Raw genomic sequence first — 16402 nt, 5'->3', positions numbered from 1 at the left:
TACCTCATCCTCTTAATTTTAACACATCATTTTATACTTTTCGGCTTAGAGATATTTAGTTTTGCACACATATTGCTAATTCTAAAAAAAACAGTATTTTCAGCAATATTCACCTTAATCTTGTGTTTAATCTTTATCTCACTGTTTAGTAGGAAAAGTAAATGAGGAAGTTTCTCTTATCATCTATCATAATAATTATCGCAATTGTTTACATTGGGCGGTTATCTTATCTACAACTTATAGATAACACTAACAAGAACCCGTTAACCGATACTGCGATTAAAGCTGTGTATGATTACCCAGAGCGTGGCCATATTTATGACCGAAATGGAAAGCTTTTGGTGGCCAACCAACCTTCCTATGATGTAATGGTAATTCCAAGGGATGTAAAACCTTTGGATACACTTGAATTTTGCACTTTACTGAATATCACAAAAGATAAATTCTTAGAAAAATATAATAAGGCCTACACCTATTCACCACGTCTCCCTTCGGTATTTGTCCCACAATTATCTAAAGAAGAATATGCTATTTTGCAGGAGAAGATGCGTAAATATGAAGGCTTTTACATTCAGAAAAGATCTTTACGGCATTATATGACTAATGTCGGTGCAAATGTTCTAGGCTACATTAGTGAAGTAAATGAATGGGAATTAAAAAAGTACAAGTACTATCAATCCGGAGAATTGATTGGTCGTCAAGGTGTAGAAAAGCAATATGAAGAAGTTTTAAGAGGAAGGAAAGGCGTTAAATTTATTCAAAAAGACAGATTTAATAGAGTTATTGGCTCCTACAAAGATGGAATTTTCGACACCCTTCCAATTCCTGGAAAAGACATCTATCTTACTATAGACAACGATTTACAAAAGTATGGAGAGCAATTAATGGTAAATAAGAGGGGTGGAATTGTTGCGATAGAACCCAAAACTGGTCAGATTCTATCGCTTGTTTCTGCACCCACTTACGACCCCGATTTATTAGTTGGAAGAAAACGCTCCAAAAATTACACCCGATTGTATAACGACTCTATTGCAAAACCACTTTACGATCGCGGCCTTCTTGCGATGTATCCTCCAGGGTCGCCTTTCAAAACCATCAATGCACTTGTAGGCTTGCAGGAGAATGTGATTGATGAGAGCACCACTTTTACTTGTTATCACGGCTACCGTTATGGACGCAACTCTTTTATGGGTTGCCATTGCCCTTCGGGAACTAGAAATAATCTAAACAGAGGAATACAGGAATCATGCAATGCTTATTTCGCTAATACCTATCGTAGGATAATAGAAAAATACCCAACGTCTGCAGAAGGAATGAATATGTGGGAAAAACACGTGGAGAGTTTTGGCTTAGGAGATTATTTGGGGTACGATCTTCCAACCGGAAAATCAGGTAAAATACCAGATGCAGATTATTACAACGCCGTTTATGGTGAACGGAGATGGTTTGCCACAAACACTCTTTCCAACGCTATTGGGCAAGGGGAAGTGCTTACAACTCCTATTCAATTAGCCAATTTAACCGCAACTATTGCCAATAGGGGATATTACTTCACGCCACACATAATTAAGAATATCGAAAACGATACTATTGCCCATAAATTTGTAGAAAAACACGAAACTACCATTGATGCCGAAAATTTTGATCCGGTTATTCAAGGAATGTACGATGTATACAATAACGGTACTGCACGTTGGCTACAAGTTCCTGATATAAAAATAGCGGGAAAAACAGGTACTGCAGAGAATTTCACTAAAATTGAAGGGAAACGGGTGCAATTAACGGATCATTCAATCTTTGTAGCATTCGCCCCCATTGAAGACCCTAAAATTGCCATTGCCGTATTTGTAGAAAATGGATATTGGGGAAGCCGATGGGCCGGTAAAATAGCCAGTTTAATGATTGAAAAATACATTAAGGGTGAAATAACAAGAACAGATATGGAGGATTATATTTTGAATGGAAGTCTGGAAGATGAATATGCAAAACCGTTAAGCGGGGAATCTTTCCGTATAAATGATGGAAAGAAATTGATTCAATGGCCCGAAAAAACAATAGAGAAAACACCTTTGCCCTAAATGAATAGCTTTTTAAAAAAACTGGATTGGTTTACAGTTTTATTATATGCGATATTGGTATTTGCTGGTTGGCTAAACATCTACTCCGCGTCTTTTACGGGAGAAATAAGCAGCCTTTTTAACCCTAATGAATATTACGGTAAACAACTTATATTTATAGTTGTGAGCATATGTCTAATCGTGCTCGTTCTTTCTATAGAAGCTAAATTTTATGAACGTTTTTCGGGTGTAATCTATCTAATCTCCCTACTTTCCCTTGCTGGTCTTTTCCTTTTCGGAAAAAATGTAAATGGTGCTACTTCCTGGTACGCTATCGGTGGAATGACCCTGCAACCCTCTGAGTTTGCCAAAGCAGCTACCGCTTTAGCACTCGCACGATTCTTAAGTGACATTCAAACTGATATCCATAATTTCAAAGATCTTTTAAGGGCATTCATTATTATCGTTCTTCCGGCTTTGCTTATTATTCCGCAACCCGATCCTGGGAGCGCTTTGGTTTATGCATGTTTCTTTTTTGTACTTTATAGGGAAGGACTTCATCCGTTGTATCTTCTAGTTGGAGTAGGCGCTGTACTCATTTTCGCCACTACCCTGCTTTACGGAACAGTATGGGTATTTTTGGGGAGCGCACTTTTACTAGGCCTTTTCTATTTTTTTCTGAAAAGGAAAAAGAAAAAGATAGGTATTCCCCAATTAATAATCCTCCTTCTAATTACAACTGCTTTTTCTTATTCGGTAGATTTTATTTACAACAACGTTTTCGAACAAAGACACCGAGATCGCTTGAGTCTATGGCTCCGTCTTGAAGATGACCCCGTAAAACTGGAACAAATTAGAAAAACCATTGGTTACAACACCTACCAGTCTGAATCGGCTATTGGTTCCGGCGGACTTACCGGAAAGGGTTTTTTGGAAGGAACCCGCACCAAAGGTAATTTTGTGCCAGAGCAACACACCGATTACATTTTTAGTACCGTTGGAGAAGAATGGGGTTTTATTGGAAGTTCCGTGGTTGTACTTCTCTTTGCGCTTTTAATACTACGTCTTTTGTTTATTGCGGAAAGACAAAAATCCATCTTCAGCAGAATTTATGGATATTCGGTCGCATCTATTATTTTCTTTCACTTTGCCATCAATGTAGGGATGGTAATAGGCTTGCTTCCTACAGTAGGTATCCCGCTACCTTTTTTTAGTTACGGTGGTTCCGGACTCCTAGGCTTTACCTTACTTCTATTTATATTCCTAAAGTTAGATGCAAACAGAATTCACGAATGGTAATTCATTTTACGTTCCTTTTCGTTTCATTACTTTCAACTAAAAATTACCAATAAAAAACCTGCCAGAAAACAACTCCTGACAGGTTTAAACTTTAAATTGTTGTAAAGAAATTATCCCTTTACATCTACCACTTTATTCTTTTGAATATTGTTCATTTTTAAATCCTCCAAAACATTTACAGCTTCTTCGATGTAAACATCTTTAGAGAGATTTTTATGCCAACGTTCTCTTTTTTCTTTCAATATACTATCTTGAGACATCATTTCAACTTCGTAAGGCAATGATTTAAACGTTAAATCTGTTTTATAGTCATTTATTTTTCTGAATTCCTTCAGAACTTCTTCATCCCTATCGATTTCCGCTTTGTATTTAATCAAATTCAGCGGATATGTCTTCTCTTCTCGTTGCTTTTTCACCCACTGGGCATTTTTATCAATCAACTTTAATTGATTATTATTGGCCATTCTGTTTTTACTTCTCTCAATGGTTTCTTCATAATCGATGTAACCCGACCAATCTTCGTATTTAACAGATTCTATCTTGTCCCAAGGAAGCGGATTGTCTTGATCTTTCTCCCCGATATTGCTGTAACTGTAGCGATCTGGAACCACAACATCACTTTTAACACCTTCTAACTGAGTTGAACCACCATTGATTCTATAAAATTTCTGAGTGGTCACTTTCAAAGCCCCAACATCTCCGTAGTCATTGTTTCCTCGAAGGAATTGGTTCAGGTCTACTACATTTTGTACAGTCCCTTTCCCATACGTTTGTTTACTACCTAGAACAATAGCTCGTTTGTAATCCTGCATAGCAGCAGCTAAAATCTCAGATGCCGAAGCAGATAATTCATTTACCAAAATAACCAATGGTCCGTCCCATTGCACGCGATCATCGGTATCGCTAAGCACCTCTTTACGTTGTCCTGTAGATTTCACTTGAACAATCGGTCCTTCTTTAATGAAAAGTCCGGCCATATCAACCACTGTTTTCAAAGAACCTCCACCATTATCCCGTAAATCGAGTATTAATCCTTCGGCTCCAGCCTTTTTCATTTCTTCAATTTCCTTTGCTACGTCAGAAGCGGCATTTCTATTTTTATAATCGTCAAAATCAATGTAAAACTTAGGCAAATTGATTACTCCAAAAGTTCTCTCGCCTTTTTTCACGATAGACGATTTTGCATAAGATTCTTCCAATTCAACTACATCACGCTCTATAGCTACCTCATCGATAGTTCCGTCTATGCGTTTCACTGTTAGAAGTACTTTAGAACCTTTTGGTCCTTTTATTAATTTTACGGCATCCTCTAGACGCATTCCAACCACGCTAACCGGTGTTTCCCCTTCTTGACCTACCTTCATAATTTCATCTCCAACCTCTAGGTCTTCTCCTCTCCAAGCTGGTCCTCCTGAAATTACTTCAATAATTTTTATATGATCATTTTTCTTCTGAAGGCGTGCACCGATACCTTCAAACTTACCAGACATACTAACATCGAAACGTTCTTTGTCATCTGGGGCAAAATAAAATGTATGTGGATCAAATTCTTCAACAATCGAATTCAAATAAACCCCAAACCAATCTTTACGTTCCAAATCTTCCATAAAATCGAAATACTCGCCAATTGTACGCTGCGTAGCTTCACGAGTTTCCTTTTCTAAAGCAACCGGATCTTTCGCCGTCTCTTCATCTATTTCATCAGCTGAATCTTCAAAACCTTCCTCCAACTCTTCTTCATTGTCATCAGAATCGTCATCATCTGATTTTGCCATTTCCATTGCACTTACATAACGCTCAATGGTAGAAAATTTCAATTGTTTTCTCCAACGCTCCCAAAGCTCCTCTTTATTTTTTGCATAGGGAAGGTTTTCATAATCTACATCAATGGTTTCATCTTTTGTGTAATCGAAAGGCTTTTCCAAAACATCTTTATACATAACCGAAGCCTCATCCATACGTTGCATTAATCGATCGTATGTTAAATTAAAGAAAGTAAGGTCGGATGTTTTTATTTGATCATCAATAGCAGATCGATATTTTTTAAACTCGTCAATATCACTTTGCAAAAAATAACGCTTTAGCGGATCTAATGCTTCGATATAATGATCGTAAACATTTTCTGAAAATTGATCGTTTAACTCCTTCGGATTAAAATGACCATTCTCCAATACATAAGATATTAGATCTATGAGCAGTTTATCCTTATCGGGGTTATCAAATGTTTTATTAGTAAAACTACACGACGCGGCAGATATTAAAAGTACCGCCAACAAATACACAAATTTCCTTTTCATCTATAACTTTTTTTCAGAGGCAGGCGTACTGCCACACTACATTTATTTTAATTAGTTTAGGATCAACTAAAATAAGGAAAATATCGTGCCACAACACCACAATCCCTCTAATATTTTGTTAAACGCTTATAATTCAGCAATAGTTTAAGAAACTGTTTTATTTTTTTGTTAAAATACGGATTTGGTTATTGGTTGATTTGGTTAATTGGTTGGTTGGAGAATTGTAAAGGGATAAAGTCGTAAAGGTACAGAGGTTCAAAGTTGCAAAGTTTACTCGCTACCATTAAATCCAGCCTCCATCATCCAACTTCTGGACAATCCGAAAATCGGAGTTCGATTGATTTAGTTAATTGGTTGACTGGTTGACTCCGTAATTGATTATTCTCCTAAGTCGCAGAGTTGCAAAGGGACAAAGTTTGTTCGTTGTTCGTTGCTTGTTGTCCGCTGACAGAGTTTTCACTTTTCACTTTTGTTGAATAACCTAAAATCCCTGCCAACTGAATACAGAATACTGGCGACTAATTCCAGCCTCTAACTTCAAGCGTTCAGCATAATCATAAATTGATACAATTATTACGAAACGTAAAACTAACAGTCTCAATCCAACAAGGAGTGTTTTAAATTGATTATTTTAGCATGGAAATTTTAATATAAAAATGAAGAAAAAGCCTTTAATACTCGTTACTAATGACGATGGGATAACCGCTCCAGGAATTAGAGCCCTAATCGATGTTATGAACGAAATTGGAGAAGTAATTGTAGTGGCGCCGGATAGCCCTCAAAGTGGAATGGGCCATGCTATTACCGTAAACTCAACGCTGTACTGCAGTCCTATCACCATTAACCAAGACGACATTCAATTGGAATACAGCTGTAGCGGGACCCCGGCTGATTGCGTAAAATTGGCTGTGAACGAAATATTGAATAAAAAACCAGACATTTGCGTGAGTGGTATAAACCACGGATCGAATTCCTCCATCAATGTAATTTACTCTGGAACCATGAGCGCCGCAGTAGAGGCTGGCGTAGAAGGGATTCCAGCTATCGGATTTTCATTGTGCGACTATTCCTGGGAAGCCGATTTTGAAAGCGTAAAAAAATATGTGAAAACCATTACGGAAAGTGCCCTTAAAAATGGTATTCCAAAAGGTGTGGTACTTAATGTAAACTTCCCAAAATTAAAAGAAAAAGCTATCAAAGGTGTAAAAGTATGCAGACAAGCGCGCGCTCGTTGGGTGGAAGAATTTGATAAGCGTACCAATCCAATGGGTAGAGAGTATTACTGGCTTACGGGAAAATTTGTTAACCAAGACAAAGGAGAAGATACTGATGAATGGGCTTTGGAAAACGGTTACGTTTCCGTAGTTCCTGTACAATTCGATCTTACTGCTCATCACGCCATACAGGATTTAAATACTTGGAATTTAAATGATTAAAAAGGAAGTAATTATTGGCTTTGTAGTGGGAATTATCGCCAATGCGATGGGATTCTTATTGTACATTTTATTGTTTTCAGATCTTAGCATTGCCACTACCATTCAAGTAGCTAGGGAACAAGGTCATTTAGGCAGTTTATTGGCGCTTGGAGCGTTGCTTAATCTGGCTGCCTTTTTCGGATTTATAAAATTGAAAAGAGATCACAGGGCAAAAGGAGTTTTAATTGCTACTTTTCTAACAGCATTTAGTATCTTATTGCTTAAAATATTTTAACAAGTGCGATATTACATTATAGCAGGTGAAGCTTCAGGAGATCTACATGCATCCAACCTGATTAAGGAACTGAAGAAAGTAGATGAAAATGCTTCTTTTAGAGGATGGGGAGGCGATTTAATGCAAGCCGCTGGACTCGAGTTGGTGAAGCATTACAAGGAACAATCCTTTATGGGATTTTTTGAAGTAGTGATGAACCTTCGCGCTATATTTTCCAACATAAAATTCTGTAAAGAAGATATTGAGGCTTACCAACCTGACGTGCTTATTTTTATTGACTATTCTGGTTTCAATCTTCGAATAGCGAAATGGGCAAAAGAAAAGAATTACCGAACTTTCTATTATGTATCTCCTCAAATTTGGGCCTCTCGCGAAAAAAGAATCGAAGCCATTAAGCGAGATATTGACGAAATGTTTGTCATTCTTCCTTTTGAAAAAGATTTTTATGAAAAGAAACATAACTATCCTGTCAATTTCGTAGGACACCCATTACTTGATGCAATTGGAAATAGAAAACAAGTGCTTCCCAATGATTTCAAGAAAGAAAACGGACTCGATGAAAGGGAAATTATTGCGCTACTTCCAGGAAGCAGAAAACAGGAAATTACCAATATGCTTTCCGTTATGCTTAGCGTGGTGGATGATTTTAAGGAATATCAATTTGTAATTGCTGGGGCTCCCAGTCAGGATTATCATTTTTACGAGCAGTTTATTGGTAAACACAACGTTCATTTTGTAACAGGAAAAACATACGATTTATTGAGTGTTTCCAAAGCTGCATTGGTTACAAGTGGAACCGCCACCTTAGAAACGGCGCTTTTTAAAGTCCCAGAAGTGGTGTGCTACAAAGGAAATTGGATCAGCTATCAAATTGCTAAGCGAATAATCACTTTAAAGTATATTTCGCTGGTAAACTTAATCATGGATAAAGAAGTGGTTAAAGAATTGATCCAAAACGACCTTACTACAAAAAATCTTAAAAGAGAATTGAAAAAAATATTATCCCCAGAAATAAGGGAACGTATTTTTTTAGATTATTTTGAGTTGGAGAAGAAACTTGGAGGCAAAGGTGCCAGTAAAAAAACAGCGGAACTCATTTTCAATAAAATTTCTTAATTTGCCTGAAAACCCAAATACCTCAATGAAAAAAGTATTGCTCATTCTCTTAACCGCTACTTTAATCGCATCATGTGGATCCTCCAAAAAAAGCAGAACTGTTTCTGTTGAAGGAAGCCCCGAAACTAACAAAGAAGTACGCCATAAAAGTAAAAAAGCATCGAAAGAAGCGGATAAAATTATAAAAACCGCCCTTTCTTATAACGGCACGCCCTACAAATACGGTGGTACTACAAAAAGAGGAATGGATTGCTCCGGACTCATTTACACTTCTTTTAAAGAAAATGACGTGGCGCTTCAAAGGGCTTCTTACATGATGGCTACGGAAGGAAAAAAAATCAGTTTAAAACATGTAGAAGAAGGCGACTTACTTTTCTTCACCACAAATAAAAATAGCCGAAGAATAAACCATGTAGGCTTAGTAGTTTCCGTTAAGGGAAAAGATATTCAATTCATTCATTCTACCTCCTCTCGAGGCGTACTCGTTTCTTCCTTAAGCGAAGGATATTGGAATTTTGCTTTTAACCACGCCCGAAGAGTTTTATAGTTTAAAAACTTATTGTTTAGTATATTTACTACGTGAATGTACTTCAGTATCCCATTTTTAAGCTATTAATCTCGTTAGTAATTGGAATCTTGTTGGGATATCATTACCAATTTGATTCAGTCATTTCGTTGTACCTATCACTAACAGGGCTTTTATTTTTATTACTGATTAACCGCTCTCGAAAAATAGCTGTTTCGGCGTATTTCGGATTCTTAGTTTTTTTACTATTTATAGGAATTGGAGTCGTGACCGCGACTATTCATTCAGAAAGAAATTCGAATCACTATTTAAAAAAGTATACGAAAGGTGCTAACGTTACTTTTCAAATAACGGAAAGGTTAAAACCTACTGCTTTTCATAATCGTTATTTCGCTGAAGTATTACGCATAAACGGTTTTGAAGCTCAAGGAAAGTTTCTTTTCAGTTTAGAAAGGGATTCCTTAACAGAAGTACAGCTTCTTAAAGTAGACGATATTTACGAGACTCAAAGTAGCCTCAAAGAAATCCCCTCTCCCTTAAATCCGCATCAATTTAACTACAAAAATTATTTAAAGAGCCACCAAGTGCACCGCCAACTTACGGTAACCTCGGAAGCCATTCAGTTAAAATCTTCGGAAACCAATACGCTTCGCGGATTGGCAGCCAGGTTTCACGATAATATAAATCACAAACTAGAAAAATATGACCATCCGAATGAAATTGCGGTGGTAAAAGCCCTACTTTTGGGTCAGCGTCAAGATATTTCTGCCATAACCTACCAACAATATGCGGCTGCTGGAGCCATTCATTTATTAGCCATTTCCGGTTTGCATGTGGGTTTGGTATTATTGTTTCTAAACTTTCTATTAAAACCCATTGAAAATCTCAGAAGAGGAAAACTTATAAAACTAATTCTTACCATAATAATCTTATGGAGTTTTGCCCTTGTTGCCGGCTTATCTGCCTCAGTCGTCCGTGCGGTAACCATGTTTTCTTTTATCGCTTACGGAATGCATCTAAATAGAACTCACAATATATATCATGCTATTATAAGTTCTATGTTCATCATTTTGCTATTTAAGCCAAGCTTTATTTTTGATGTCGGTTTTCAATTAAGTTATACCGCCGTTTTAGGCATCGTTTGGATACAACCTCTCCTCTCCCGATATTGGATTCCGCGAAACAAAGTATCTCTCTATTTCTGGCAATTGCTTACCGTCACTTTTGCAGCTCAATTAAGTGTGCTACCGCTATCGTTATACTATTTTCATCAATTCCCAAGTTTATTTTTCCTTTCAAACCTAATAATCGTTCCTTGTATCGGTGTGTTGTTGGGTCTGGGATTTCTGTTGATTGCGTTACTACTTTTAAATGTTTTACCAAATTGGTTGGCTAATCTTTATTTTGAAGCCATTAATCTCATGAACAGCTTCGTGGCTTGGATAGCAAATCAGGAGGCATTTTTATTTCAGTATATTCATCATTTTAACGAATTCAAATTAATTGCATCCTACATACTAATCATCGCCCTTGCTCTGTTACTACAAACCAAAAATAGAAGGAGGACTGTTTTTTTCTTCGGAAGTATACTATTGCTGATTGCAACATTTATATATGAACATAAGGTAGCCAATAGAAAAAACAGGTTGATTGTATTTCATAAAAGTCGCACTTCTGAAATTGCCCTGCACGAGGGACGCACTTTAAAAGTTCAACAGAAAACAAACAACAACCAAAGAATATTTAATGACTATGCGTTAGGTGAAAACATTAAACACATCCATATAAAGCAATTCTCAAAATCAATAAATTTTAAAGGAAATAGAATTTTAATTGTGGACAGTCTTTCGAATTTTGATAACAATAAAGAAGTGGACATTTTACTCCTTACCTACTCACCGAAAATAAATTTGGAAAGAGCCTTACAGAAAATACAGCCCAAACAGGTAGTCGCAGACGGCAGTAATTATAGGTCGTTTGTGGGACTCTGGGAAAAGACCTGCTTAAAAAAAGAAATCCCTTTTCACTACACAGGCGAAAAGGGAGCTTTTATAATTGAATGAGTTTATTTTTTAGTGAATACCATTCATCCACTTTCTCAAAATTGGAACCAAAAGCAACAATAACAGTGCAGCACCAGAAACTACCAAAACACCCCAAACTAAATACGTGTTGGCATAAATACTTAAGGTCTCTGTTGGATGCGCGCCTTCTGCTACACTTTCAGACGCTGTTAAAGCACCTATCCATCCCGCTAATTTGTTTCCAATTGATATAGACAAAAACCAAGCACCCATTACAAAACCAACAATTTTTGCCGGAGACAACTTAGTTACCATAGATAGTCCCACTGGTGATAATGAAAGTTCGCCCATAGTGTGAAACAAATACATTAGAGCTACAAACACAACCGAAACCAACCCTTGCTGGTCTGGAAAGAATTTTGCGCCTAATACAATGATAGCAAAACCAAAAGCAAGCAAAGATAATCCTAATACAAATTTCATAGGTGTGCTTGGCTCTTTACCAGATTTATTCAATCGAAGCCACATCCATGAAAATAATGGAGCCAATAAGATTATAAACAAAGGATTAAAACTTTGGAATATGGAGGCTGGTAAAACAGTTCCTAGAAATGAACGGTCCACATTTTTCTCAATAAAAATCGTCAACGAACCACCCGCTTGCTCGAAAAGTGCCCAGAACACGGCATGAAAGAAAAATAATACGACTACAACCAGTAGGCGTTGACCTTCCGCTTTATTTTCACTTTTGAGAGCATGATACACTATGTATCCAATTATGCCTATTGAAATCACTAAAAGTAACGTAGACATTACTTCATTTAAGTTAAGCATTAACGCACAGATGGGGATAGCAACTAAAGAAAGTGTAATTACAACAACGCTAGGTTTTACACCAAAAATTTTCACCTCTCCCGTTTTAACCTCTTCAGGCATTAAACCTTTATCTCCAAAACCTTTTGCAAAAAGCCAAAATACTAATAATCCGATAAGCATTCCAATGCCTGCCAATCCAAACCCATAATGCCAATTGATATTCTGCCCTACATATCCACATGTTAAAATGGACAAGAAAGAACCAATATTGACTCCCATATAGAATATTGAAAAAGCTCCGTCTTTTCTAGGATCATCTGTCTCGTAGAATTCTCCTAAAAAAGAACTCACATTAGGTTTGAAAAAACCGTTACCTATAATTATAAGTGCTAGCGCTCCAAAGAACATAGGCATGTTCCCTTCTAAGTCCCCAAAAGCCTGGAAACCTAAAGCAAAATGTCCGAGCACCATTAAAAAACCACCCCAAATTATAGTATTCCTAAAGCCGAGATATTTATCAGCTACCAATCCTCCAAGTACTGGAAAAAGGTACACCATAGCCGTGTACGATCCATAAATGGCGTACGACTTTATCTCGGCCGCCGATTGCGCCATATCAACAAAAAGAACTTTTGTCATATACAAAACCAGTAAGGCCCGCATTCCATAATAGGAAAAGCGTTCCCACATTTCGGCAAAAAATAGCACAAACAACGCTCGGGGATGCGTCTTTCTATTTGTATAAATAATAAAAGGAACCCAAAGCGCTACAAAGGTCCATCCCACTGCCAAAATCCATAGTGTTAGATTCATAATATTAGTTTAAGAAGCGTATTAGTTTAGCAAATATAAGTTTAAGTTAGAAATTCTAATTAGTTGATGTTTCTAACTCTTTAGCCATTTCGTCTCTAGCGGCACCCTCATTATCCTCAGCGCCGTGAGTTAATCTTTTGAGAGGTTTCAACAACATGATTACCAGCACACCAATAAGCGACCAGATTATAGCGATTCCAGTAAAAATCTCAAATTCTCCCAAGTCCTGAGCACTTTGGCCAATTAAACCCGCGATTTTATTGCCCAACCCTGTAGCAGCCCAATACAGTCCCATTATGATGGAAGCGTATTTTAACGGTGCTAATTTTGTTATAAAAGAAAGAGAAACTGGAGAGGCGCATAATTCTCCAATGGTGTGGAAAAGGTACGCCAAAATTAACCAATACATAGCTGAAGACCCTGTTTCTTCATATTGAACTGAAGCAGCACTCATAAAGCTAAAGCCTAAAGCCATAATTATAATACCAACTGCAATTTTAAATAAAGAAGAAGCTTCTTTTCCTTTCTTCTTCCATTTCAACCAAAAAGCTCCAACAGCAGTCGCCAATGTAATAATAAAGAAGGAATTCACTGATTGAAATACCGAAGCCGGTACTATCCAACCAAAAAGGTCACGATCTGTTTTTTGTTCAGCGTACAAATTCATAAGTCCGCCCGCCTGTTCGAAAGCTGCCCAGAATAGAATAATTAAAAGAAAAGAAATCAATAAAACCTTCACCCGATCTTTCTCAATAGCCGTAAGCGGCCTAGTAAGGATTTCCCTGTCCACCTCATTATCTTTAGAAATAAGATTCCCTACGTTTTTAAGGTATTTTTGTCCCCAGATATAAACTAACTGACCGATAAACATTCCAATTGCTGCCAATCCGAAACCATAATGCCAGTTAATTTTTTCACCTACATATCCACAAATTATAGGAGCCGCAAAACCACCAATATTAATCCCCATATAGAAAATATAGAAGCCTAAATCCCTACGCTCATCTTTTGGTTTGTAAAGGCCTCCAACCATTGAAGAAATATTAGGTTTTAGTCCGCCTACACCTAAAATTATGAATAAGCAACCAATATAGAAGGAAGTTTCAGAATTTAAAGCAAGCACAGCATGCCCTATACAGAGAAGAACTCCACCCAGCATTACTGTTTTTTTCTGTCCTAGAAATCGATCTGCAATCCATCCTCCAGGAATTGAGGACATATACACCAACATGGTGTACCAACCATAAAGTGCTAAAGCTTCATCGTTTGTCCAACCAAATCCAGGATTATTAGAAGTTGTTTCAGCAACTAAAAAAAGCGTAAAAAGTGCACGCATTCCATAATAGGAAAAGCGTTCCCATAATTCTGTAAAGAAAAGAATATATAACCCTTTAGGATGACCAAATAATTCGCTTGTACTAGGATCTTGTTTTGCTATTGAAGACATATAAAAATTATTTGGTATTAATTATTCATTTGCTTTACTCCCTCGATCTTGCTAGAAGTAGCTCCCAAATTTTCATCGATAAAATTGGTCATTTTTGTATAAAGCTGTAAACGGGTGTTCCCACCATAAATACCGTGATTTTTGTCGGGATAGATGGCCCAATCAAATTGCTTGTTGGCTTGGATTAATGCTTCTGCCATCCTCATTGTATTTTGTACATGTACGTTATCATCGCCTGTTCCGTGAATTAATAAATAATCCCCTTTTAGCAATTCTGGGTAGCTCAACGGCGAATTCTGGTCGTAACCACTGGCATTTTCCTGCGGTGTTTGCATATATCTTTCAGTGTAGATAGTATCGTAAAAGCGCCAGCTGGTAACTGGAGCTACGGCAATGGCCATACTAAACACATCAGCACCTTTTAAAATACAGTTGGTACTCATAAAGCCACCATAACTCCAACCCCAAATTCCAATTCTATCCTCGTCAATATAAGAAAGCTCTCCTAATTGCTTTGCAACGGCAATTTGGTCTTCAACTTCATACTTACCTAGTTCTTTGTAGGTGATCTTTTTAAAATCTGCACCTTTCAAACCTGTCCCTCTTCCATCAACACAGGCTACAACATATCCTTTTTCTGCCAACATTTGGTACCAGTAGTCATTGGCACTCATCCAGCTATTGGCAACTTGTTGCGAACCAGGACCGGAGTATTGATACATAAATAATGGATACTCTTTATTCGGGTTGAAATCTGCGGGTTTTATCATCCACATATTCAAATCGTTTCCATTTACGCGAATAGTAGTAAATTCCTTTGGTGAAATTTCATATTGGGAAACTTTCTTAGAAAGCGCATCGTTGTTTACAATTTCTTTTACCTCTTTACCAGTTTTGCTATCGTTTAAAGTATAACGTGGCGGAAGTGAAGCACTGGAAAATGAATTGATATAGTAGCTAAAATCGGCGCTGAAAGTTGCATTATTGGTCCCTTCTTCCGAAGAAAGTCTTTTTTTGCCTTTTCCATTTAATTTTACCGAATACACATCGCGATTTATAGAACCATTCTCTACCGATTGGTAAAAAACACGGTCTGTCTTTTTATCGTATCCGTAATAGTTAGTCACTTCCCAAGGTCCTTCTGTAACTTGGTGTTGAAGCTTTCCATTTTTATTGTAGTGATAAATATGATTAAATCCGTCTTTTTCGCTTGTCCAAATAAAACTGTTATCTTCCAAAAAGGTAAGGTTGTCTGTTACATCAATGTAAGCTTCATCTGTCTCGTGAAGCACCACTTCCGTCCCCTTGTTGATAGTATGAAAATACAATTTTATATCGTTCTGATGACGGTTCATTACTTGAGCGCTCAAAACATCAGCATCGTTTGTCCACTCAATTCTTGGGATGTAGTATGCATCTCCAAGGTCAACCTCTTTTTTTTCTTCGGAAGCAAGCTCGTACGTAAATAATTTTACTTCTGAATTATTTTCCCCAGCCTTTGGATATTTAAATTCGTGCTGTGTTGGGTATAAACTTTCCCCGTAAACATCCATGGAAAATTGAGGCACTTTACTTTCATCAAAACGGATGTAGGCTAAATATTCGCCAGTTTTATTCCAATCGAATGCTCTAACCAAGGAGAATTCCTCTTCATAAACCCAATCGGTTACTCCATTAATAATTTTGTTCTTTTCCCCGTCGGTTGTAACCTGTGTCACTTTTCCGTTGGCTAAATCCTTTATGTACAAATTGTTTTCAAAAACATAGGCCACCTTAGAAGCATCTGGAGATAGCGTAGGTTCTTGTATTTTATTTTCTGAAATCAATGTTAGCTCTTTAGACGCTATGTCATACACATAAAACTTACCAAGTGTAGACCTTCTGAAGATAGATTCCACTTCTGTTGCCAAAAGAACTTTCGATTCGTCTTGGCTAAATGTATACGATGTAAAATAATCTATTGGAGACAAGTTGGAAGAAGAAACGATGGTTTCTACTTTTTCCAAGGTTTCGTAATTGTATTTGTCGATGGCGGAGCTTCTAGTGCTTCTATCGAAGTTAAGCACAGTATATTGAGTTCCATTTTTCATGGAGTGTAACACGTCCATTCCTTCGGTGCGAAAGGCACCTCCCCAAATTTCTTCTAATGTAATTTTCTGATTTTGAGCAGATACCACAGAAACTAAGCCTACAAAAAGTAGGAGCAGCTTAAAATTCTTCTTCATTTATTGTTACGTATTGATTAAAAAACCGTCAATTTTACTAAAAATTTCACAGACTACGCAACATTTATCGTT

11 protein-coding genes are annotated in these 16402 nt (G+C 37.1%); 7 read left to right on the top strand and 4 right to left on the bottom strand.

The genetic code is table 11. The features are described from left to right. The first annotated feature begins 161 nt into the window (after nucleotides 1–161). Both mrdA and rodA read left to right on the top strand, forming a co-directional pair. Complete coding sequence (gene mrdA / locus NDQ75_RS06630; protein WP_202028594.1) at nucleotides 162–2078, top strand: penicillin-binding protein 2; 1917 nt, start codon at nucleotides 162–164, stop codon at nucleotides 2076–2078. Next, nucleotides 2079–3356: a rod shape-determining protein RodA gene (gene rodA / locus NDQ75_RS06625; RefSeq protein ID WP_202028593.1), complete on the top strand. Its 1278-nt coding sequence runs from the start codon at nucleotides 2079–2081 to the stop codon at nucleotides 3354–3356. A 110-nt stretch (nucleotides 3357–3466) separates the two neighbouring features. Here the strand turns inward: rodA and NDQ75_RS06620 are convergent, their stop codons facing one another. Further along, nucleotides 3467–5653, bottom strand: coding sequence for a carboxy terminal-processing peptidase (locus NDQ75_RS06620; protein ID WP_202028592.1), 2187 nt, complete (start codon nucleotides 5651–5653; stop codon nucleotides 3467–3469). 656 nt (nucleotides 5654–6309) lie between these two features. On the opposite strand from NDQ75_RS06620, the gene surE reads away from it, so the two are divergent. Genes surE through NDQ75_RS06595 form a run of 5 tightly spaced genes read left to right on the top strand, consistent with a single transcriptional unit; the run spans nucleotide 6310 to nucleotide 11068 of the window. Continuing rightward, nucleotides 6310–7089 carry a 5'/3'-nucleotidase SurE gene (gene surE, locus NDQ75_RS06615; RefSeq protein ID WP_202028591.1) on the top strand — a complete coding sequence of 260 codons (780 nt, stop codon included), beginning with the start codon at nucleotides 6310–6312 and terminating at the stop codon, nucleotides 7087–7089. Next, nucleotides 7082–7363, top strand: coding sequence for a hypothetical protein (locus NDQ75_RS06610; RefSeq protein WP_202028590.1), 282 nt, complete (start codon nucleotides 7082–7084; stop codon nucleotides 7361–7363). The genes surE and NDQ75_RS06610 overlap by 8 nt, the downstream gene beginning before the upstream one ends. Nucleotides 7364–7366: 3 nt before the next feature. Beyond that, entirely contained in the window at nucleotides 7367–8479 is a 1113-nt protein-coding gene (gene lpxB / locus NDQ75_RS06605) for a lipid-A-disaccharide synthase (RefSeq protein ID WP_202028589.1), read from the top strand. A gap of 25 nt (nucleotides 8480–8504) precedes the next feature. Continuing rightward, entirely contained in the window at nucleotides 8505–9026 is a 522-nt protein-coding gene (locus tag NDQ75_RS06600; protein WP_202028588.1) for a C40 family peptidase, read from the top strand. 32 nt (nucleotides 9027–9058) lie between these two features. Further along, nucleotides 9059–11068: a ComEC/Rec2 family competence protein gene (locus tag NDQ75_RS06595; protein WP_202028587.1), complete on the top strand. Its 2010-nt coding sequence runs from the start codon at nucleotides 9059–9061 to the stop codon at nucleotides 11066–11068. Nucleotides 11069–11077: 9 nt separating this feature from the next. Here NDQ75_RS06595 and NDQ75_RS06590 read toward each other — a convergent pair whose 3' ends face one another. Genes NDQ75_RS06590 through NDQ75_RS06580 form a run of 3 tightly spaced genes read right to left on the bottom strand, consistent with a single transcriptional unit; the run spans nucleotide 11078 to nucleotide 16330 of the window. Next, a complete protein-coding gene (locus tag NDQ75_RS06590; protein ID WP_202028586.1) occupies nucleotides 11078–12658 on the bottom strand; it encodes a peptide MFS transporter in 1581 nt (526 codons plus the stop codon). Between the two features lie 55 nt (nucleotides 12659–12713). Then, nucleotides 12714–14105 (bottom strand): peptide MFS transporter, encoded by a 1392-nt coding sequence (locus NDQ75_RS06585; RefSeq protein WP_202028585.1) that lies wholly within the window; start codon nucleotides 14103–14105, stop codon nucleotides 12714–12716. Nucleotides 14106–14122: 17 nt separating this feature from the next. Beyond that, complete coding sequence (locus tag NDQ75_RS06580; RefSeq protein WP_202028584.1) at nucleotides 14123–16330, bottom strand: S9 family peptidase; 2208 nt, start codon at nucleotides 16328–16330, stop codon at nucleotides 14123–14125. Between the last annotated feature and the right edge of the window lie 72 nt (nucleotides 16331–16402).

The organism is Galbibacter mesophilus (genome assembly GCF_023721415.1).
GTDB lineage: Bacteria > Bacteroidota > Bacteroidia > Flavobacteriales > Flavobacteriaceae > Galbibacter > Galbibacter mesophilus.
This window is presented reverse-complemented; position numbering and strand designations above follow the sequence as displayed.